This is a genomic window from Exiguobacterium sp. UBA6282, assembly GCF_002440475.1.
Classification (GTDB): Bacteria; Bacillota; Bacilli; order Exiguobacteriales; family Exiguobacteriaceae; genus Exiguobacterium_A.
This window is the reverse complement of record NZ_DJUM01000055.1, coordinates 50,501-51,017: the sequence shown is the minus strand read 5'-3', so window position 1 is coordinate 51,017 and position 517 is coordinate 50,501. Positions and strand designations below refer to the sequence as shown.

The following is a 517-nucleotide window of genomic DNA, read 5'->3' as shown; positions in this document are numbered from 1 at the left end:
AGTGCGATTCCGATGATGAACGAAGCAACGACGACCGCCCATTGGATGTTCTTTTCCCCGAATCGTGCGACAAGCGTCATCGCGATTCGCTGCGCCCCCCCGGCGTCAGCGATTAGCTTTCCAAGCATCGCACCAAGACCAAAGATCAGAGCTAGGTGACCGAGTGTTCCTCCGATACCGGCTTCGATCGTCTTGACGATCTGATCGAGCGGCATACCGAGTAATAGTGCAACGCCAAAGGAAACGATGATGAGTGAAACGAACGTATTTAATTTTAACCCCATGATGAGAACGAGCAATGCGACGATCCCAATTCCTACGATGACTAAAGGCATGATGACTTCCCCCAAAAGATTAAGTTAGTTTTCCTCTTGAATCAAGCTCCGTTGATACATAGCAATTCGTTTGTGGTCTTCGGATAATGTCCGCGCTAGACTAATGAAAATCGGTAAAAGCTGACGATATTCATGCATCGCTTCTTCATTTGGTACATGGCGATGTGTTTCCCCAATCATCT

The 517-nt window shown here is 47.8% G+C and carries 1 pseudogene; it reads right to left on the bottom strand.

The features are described 5' to 3' along the window. A pseudogene (locus B2751_RS14805) lies at positions 1–335 on the bottom strand (gluconate permease); the annotation flags it as partial. Positions 336–517 lie beyond the last annotated feature (182 nt).